The sequence below is a fragment of the Mesorhizobium sp. M7A.F.Ca.US.006.04.2.1 genome (genome assembly GCF_004022915.1).
In the GTDB taxonomy this organism is placed as follows: Bacteria; Pseudomonadota; Alphaproteobacteria; order Rhizobiales; family Rhizobiaceae; genus Mesorhizobium; species Mesorhizobium ciceri.
In genome coordinates this window covers 1-5,881 of record NZ_RZQA01000384.1, presented here as the reverse complement: position 1 = coordinate 5,881, position 5,881 = coordinate 1, and the positions used below count along the sequence as shown (strand labels likewise).

At 65.0% G+C, this 5,881-nt stretch carries 7 protein-coding genes; 3 read left to right on the top strand and 4 right to left on the bottom strand.

The genetic code is table 11. The features are described from left to right. Together EN925_RS20135 and mutL are read left to right on the top strand one after the other, a co-directional pair. Positions 1 to 343: LysR substrate-binding domain-containing protein (locus tag EN925_RS20135; protein ID WP_245487248.1), on the top strand; the 343-nt coding region annotated here is incomplete at its 5' end. Positions 344 to 417: 74 nt separating this feature from the next. After that, positions 418 to 2,292, top strand: coding sequence for a DNA mismatch repair endonuclease MutL (mutL, locus tag EN925_RS20130; RefSeq protein WP_127385315.1), 1,875 nt, complete (start codon positions 418 to 420; stop codon positions 2,290 to 2,292). A gap of 73 nt (positions 2,293 to 2,365) precedes the next feature. On the opposite strand, the gene EN925_RS20125 is transcribed toward mutL, so the two are convergent. The 4 genes from EN925_RS20125 to EN925_RS20110 all read right to left on the bottom strand — a co-directional run bounded on the left by EN925_RS20125 (position 2,366) and on the right by EN925_RS20110 (position 4,865). Beyond that, positions 2,366 to 2,617, bottom strand: coding sequence for a hypothetical protein (locus tag EN925_RS20125; RefSeq protein WP_127369576.1), 252 nt, complete (start codon positions 2,615 to 2,617; stop codon positions 2,366 to 2,368). A 10-nt stretch (positions 2,618 to 2,627) separates the two neighbouring features. After that, positions 2,628 to 2,954 carry a hypothetical protein gene (locus EN925_RS20120; RefSeq protein WP_027163236.1) on the bottom strand — a complete coding sequence of 109 codons (327 nt, stop codon included), beginning with the start codon at positions 2,952 to 2,954 and terminating at the stop codon, positions 2,628 to 2,630. Between the two features lie 57 nt (positions 2,955 to 3,011). Further along, entirely contained in the window at positions 3,012 to 3,887 is an 876-nt protein-coding gene (locus tag EN925_RS20115; protein ID WP_127369578.1) for an alpha/beta hydrolase, read from the bottom strand. Between the two features lie 84 nt (positions 3,888 to 3,971). Beyond that, a complete protein-coding gene (locus EN925_RS20110) occupies positions 3,972 to 4,865 on the bottom strand; it encodes a DMT family transporter (protein ID WP_013532338.1) in 894 nt (297 codons plus the stop codon). A 92-nt stretch (positions 4,866 to 4,957) separates the two neighbouring features. On the opposite strand from EN925_RS20110, the gene EN925_RS20105 reads away from it, so the two are divergent. After that, on the top strand, positions 4,958 to 5,881 hold a 924-nt coding region (locus EN925_RS20105), incomplete at its 3' end, for a LysR family transcriptional regulator (RefSeq protein WP_127385314.1).

Sequence of the window (5,881 nt, the reverse complement as noted above, 5' to 3'; positions counted from 1 at the left end):
TGCCGAACTGGCCACGCACCGCCTCATCCATCTGGAGGAGCCGTATCGCGAGGCGGCCAGTTGGGACGAATGGTTCCAGTCTGCGGGCGCCAATCTCAGCGATACCGCGCGCGGCCTGCGCATCAACGACTACGGCCTGGTGATTCAGGGTGTCATGGAAGGCCAAGGCATCGCGCTCGGCTGGCGGCACCTCGCCGAGCGGCTGCTGGCGTCGGGCCTGCTGGTGCCGGTGACGGATCATGTGCTGAAGACCGGCAAGGCCTTCTATGTCGTCTGGCCGAAGAACCGGGAGCTCAGCGACAACGCCCGCAAGGTGCGCGACTGGCTGGCGGCGCAGGCATAAGTCGTTTTCCACTGATCCACCGCTGGCGCAATTCTGCCCCTCCCGCGCGACGCGAATCCGCCTATAGTGCCGCCATGCCCATCCGCCAGCTTTCCGAAACGATGATCAACCAGATCGCCGCCGGCGAAGTCATCGAGCGTCCGGCGAGCGTGGTCAAGGAACTGGTCGAGAATGCGCTCGATGCCGGTGCTTCGCGCGTCGAGATCGTCACATCGGGCGGCGGGCTGAACCTGATCCGCGTCACCGATGACGGCTCCGGCATTGCCGAACGGGAGCTGGCGCTGGCGATCGCACGTCACTGCACCTCCAAGCTCACCGAGGATATCAACGACATCCGCTCGCTGGGCTTCCGCGGCGAAGCGCTGCCGTCGATCGGCTCGGTGTCGCGACTTTCGATCCGCTCGCGCACGGCAGCGAGTGACAGCGCCGCCGAGATCGGCATCGAGGGTGGCCGCGTCCTGCCTGTCAGGCCGGCGGCGGCCAATCGCGGCACCACGGTCGAGGTGCGCGACCTGTTCTTCGCAACGCCGGCCCGATTGAAGTTCATGAAGGGCGAGCGCGCCGAAAGCTCGGCCACCAGCGATGTGGTCAAGCGCATCGCCATCGCCTTCCCCGCCGTGCGCTTCACGCTGGCCGGCTCGGACCGCTCGACACTGGAATTGCCGGCGGCGGATGACAGCGCGGAAGGCAGCCTGCGTCGTGTCGCCCAGGTGATGGGCGCCGACTTTCCCGACAATTCGATTGCCCTCGACGCGATGCGCGATGGCGTGCATCTGACCGGCCACGTGTCGATCCCGTCCTTCACCCGCGCCAACGCGCTGCAGCAATATGCCTACGTCAACGGCCGCCCGGTGCGCGACAAGCTGATCGCCGGCGCCATACGCGGCGCCTATGCCGACGTCCTGCCGCGCGACCGCCATGCGGTGACGGTGCTGTTCCTGACGCTCGATCCGGCCATCGTCGACGTCAACGTCCATCCAGCCAAGGCCGATGTGCGCTTCCGCGATCCCGGCCTTGTGCGCGGATTGATCGTCGGGGCCATCCGACAGGCACTGGCCGATGCCGGCGTCCGCGCCGCCACCACGGGTGCCGCCGGCATGATGGCGGCGTTCCGGCCAGGGGCCGCATCCTACGGCCACGGCGGACCGGCAAACGGCCACCGCAGCTACGACGCGGCCTACCGCGCGTCGGGTCCGTCCGGCTTCGATCCTGCCCGATCGCCGCAGCGGCCGCTCGATATGGGTTTCGATGGTGCGGGCTTCGAGCAGCGCGGCTTGCGAGAAAGCGAGCAAGCGGCTTTCGATGCCGGTCCGCTTGCCAGCGCCGATGCACGCGCAGGGCAGGATGAAGCGGCCGAGACGTTGCTCGGCGCGGTGCTGGGCGCGGCGCGCGCCCAGGTGCATGAGAATTACATCGTCGCCCAGACCAGGGATTCGCTCATCATCGTCGACCAGCATGCGGCGCATGAACGGCTGGTCTACGAGGCGCTGAAGAATGCGCTGCATTCGCGCCCGGTGCCCTCGCAGATGCTACTTCTGCCCGAAATCATCGACCTGCCGGAAGAGGATGCCGAGCGGCTTGCGCTGCATTCGGAAACGCTGGCCCGCTTCGGTCTCGGCATCGAGCGCTTTGGCCCCGGCGCTGTCGCGGTGCGCGAGACGCCGTCGATGCTGGGCGAGGCCAATGTCCAGCAATTGGTGCGCGACCTCGCCGACGAGATCGCCGACAACGACACGGTCGACACGCTGAAGGAGCGGCTGGACAAGATAGCCGCGACCATGGCGTGCCACGGCTCTGTGCGCTCCGGCCGCCTGCTCAAGGCCGAGGAGATGAACGCGCTGCTGCGGCAGATGGAGGCGACGCCCGGCTCCGGCACCTGCAACCACGGCCGCCCCACTTATATCGAACTCAAGCTGGCGGATATCGAACGGCTTTTCGGACGGCGATAGCTGCGGACGGATTGCGGGCCTATCGCTTCGCCGCTCGAGGTCGGCAGGTCAAGGAGGCCGGCCGACAATGTGGTCACCCGCGATTTTCGCCCAGCGGCCTGAGTAGCGCGATCGCAGCCGCCGCCAGCAGGAGGATCGCACCGGTGATTTCAGCCCAGCCGACCGCCTCGCCGAAAAGCCAGGCTCCTGCCGCCAAAGCGGTCAGCAAATAGCGTGCAGCCGCCAGCAGGAGCGGAGGCGCGTCATTGAGACCGAGCTTGATCGCGGCCCAGGTCAGCCCCCAGATCAGCGATATCACCGCGAAGAAGAAGAGGTTGCGAACCACCGATCGGCGCTCAGCGCAGTCCCCGACGATCGACAAGTATCCGATGGATTTCGATCCGCTCCGGCAGCTCGATCAGGAACTCGGCATCGCGGTCCAGATGATGGACTTTGGTCGGTTCGCCTTTGGTAAAGGCGGTCATCGCTTGCATGTCGGCCCAATAGGAGATGGTTGTGAACCACGTCTCGGCATCACGGTCCTCGCGCAGCAATTGGACGCCAAGCGCCGTCTTCTCGAGGGGCGGAATACCCTCGGCACGCAGGTATGGCTCATAGGCGTCGGCGATGTCGCGGCGGGTGCGACCGCGCCAGATGCGCGCGATGGTCGGTTTGGTCGGCATGAGGTTCTCCTTCAGTCAGGCGGACAGCAAACCGGGCATAGCGGACGCCGGCTGTGATCAGCCGTGAACACGAGCCAGGAAATCGCGGACCAGCGGCAGCGCGTCGTCGAAATGTGTCTCGAGCAGCCAATGACCCGCCCCTTCGATCAGATGCAGTTCCGCATCGGGCAGATCGCGATGATAGGCCGTTGCCGACGCCGCGGGCATATAGCCATCCTCTGGCCCCCAAACGATCAACGTGGGCGGATGGTGTTCACGCAAATAAGCCTGGTAGCGCGGAAACCAGGTGAGATTGGCTTCCAGCTTCTCCATCAGACCGACGGCGATCTGCCGACGAACCGGCGTGTTCATCAGTGGCCAGTGAAGGCTCCAGAGATCGGGCGGCACGCGCATGGCGACGTCGTCAGCCACTTCCCCGATGAACTCGGCCCGGAACCCGTCCTCACTTACCGCGGCCTCGAGCGGACGGTGCTTGCCGGGCGCCTTGTCGGTCCACCAGGCCTTGATCGTGGCGTATTTGGGTCCAAGCACGTCCTCGTAGATGTCGCCGTTCTGGATGATCAGGGCGCTGATCCGCTCCGGGTGCGAGATCGCATGCCGGAGCCCTATCTGCGAGCCATAATCGTGCAGCCACAAGGCGTAGCGTTCGAGACCGAATTCATCGGCAAGCTTGGAAAGCACGTCGCAATAGGCGTCGAAATCATAGCCGAAGGTGACCGGATCGGGTGTGCCGCTGTATCCGAAGCCAGGCCAGTCGAATGCAATCGTCCGCCAGCGGTCGGCGAGCGCCGGCATCAGTCGGCGGAATTGGAACGAAGAGCAGGGATAGCCGTGCGGCAAGAGCAAGACAGGTGCTTCTAACGGCCCTGCCTCGCGATAAAAAATGGATAGATCATCCAGTTGCATGCGTCGGTGCGTGGTTGCACCCGGCATTCGGACCTCCGTCGAACAAACCTCGGCTAAACGCGTTTGATCGAGGGATCGTTCCGAATGGCGGAAGCGGACGGTCGGCAATATTCATCTCTTCAAATTCACCACGATGACACCGCCCAGCGCCAGCGCGCCGCCGATTATGCCGAGCAGCGTGGGAACTTCGCCCAGCCAGAAGAAGCCGATCAGCGCGGACATCGGCGAGACCAGATAGAGGAAGTTGGAGGCACGTGCCGCCGGCAGACGCGACAGCGCGGTCGCCCAGGCGGCATAGGCGATGAGGCTGGGCACGATGCCGAGAAAGATGACGGCGCCGAGGCCTGCTGTGTCGGCGACCGCCGCCTGCGAAAAGGCCGACGGCAGGAAGGGCGCCAGGCATAGTGCGCCGAGCACCATGTTCGAAGCCGAAATGGTCAATGGATGATGGCGGGCAAACAGCGGCTTCTGGACGATGGTGTTGACGGCCGAGCACAAGGCCGAACCAAGCACCAACAGAGCACCGGTGTTGAACGACAGGCCATGCCCGTCGGCCATGGCGATGATGCCTATACCGGCGAAGGAAATCACCGTACCGATCCAGGCCACGCCTGAGAAGCGCTCGCCCAGCAATGCCATCGCCATGATGGCGGTGAAGATCGGGCTGACATTGATGATGAAGCCGGCGGCACCGGCCGAGACGGTCAGTTCGCCGAAATTGAGCATGACGGTGTAGAGCGCGACGAAGATGGCGCCGCCAAAGACCAGGCGCCACGCTTCGTCGAGCCTTGGCAGCGCCGGGCGCTTGACGGCCAGGAAGATCGCCGCCGGCACAGCGGCGATGGCAAATCGCAACGCACCCAGTTCCAGTGGGCCGAAGGCGGCGAGACCGGCTCGGATAGCGGGAAAGGCGGAGGCCCAACCAACCACCGTCAGCGCCACCGCGATGGCTGCCGTGGTGTCCATTCGCTGTGTCGAATTCAACGTGCCCGTTATCTCGCTCATCTCACCGCCCTCGTATTTCTTCGGTCCTGAAAGGCAGAAAACGCCTTTTCACCCCGGTTGACAAACGACGAAATCGAGGATCACCTGTGACTATGGATCACAGCTCGGACACAATGGTGCCGCTCGAAACGCTGCGCGCCTTCGATGCGGCGGCGCGGACAGGCAGCTTTTCAGCGGCCGCCGAAAAGCTCAATATCACCCATGGCGCCGTCAGCCGGCAGATCGCCAAGCTCGAGGACTGGCTGGGATTGAAAGTCTTCGACCGTGGTGCGCGCGGCGTCTCGCTGACGATCGAAGGCAACAGGCTGCATCTGCGCACGGCGGAAGCCTTTGCGCTGATATCGACCCATTCCGACCGCTGGGTCGAGCCCCGTGGCACGGCGGTGGTGCGGCTGACCTCGATCCCCTCGGTCAGCGGACTGTGGCTGATGCCGCGCATGGCAGCGCTGGAAAACAATCCCTCGAAGCTGCGCATCGTGCTCGATGTCGACATCCGCCAGGCCGACCTTGCCGATGAAGGCATCGACCTCTCGATCCGTTGTGGACGCGGCGGCATTCCGGGCCGCATCTCGGTGCAGCTTTTCGAGGAACATGTCTTCCCTGTCGCGTCACCCGAGCTTGCCCGCGAGATCGGCCGCGGCGACCCTGCCCGGCTGCTCAAATATCCGCTGATCAACGATTCCGACGCGTCGGCCTGGCGCGCCTGGTTTGCCGCGCAAGGCATGGATTACCGCCCGCGCCCGCAGGACCGCCGCTTCGAAGACTACAATCTGGTGCTCGACGCCGCCGCCTATGGGCTCGGCATCGCGCTGGCCCGCCCGCCGCTGACCGGACATCAATTACAATCGGGCCGCATCACTCCCGTCGATGAGCGCACAGCCCTCAACCCGGTATCCTACTGGCTCGACCGGCCGATGGGGCGGCCGCGTGCCGCCGCCGCCGACCTCGCCCGCCGCATCGCAGCAGAGGCCGGGCTGGCCCAGGAAAAGATCGAGGCGTTTATCGAAGTCGAGCGA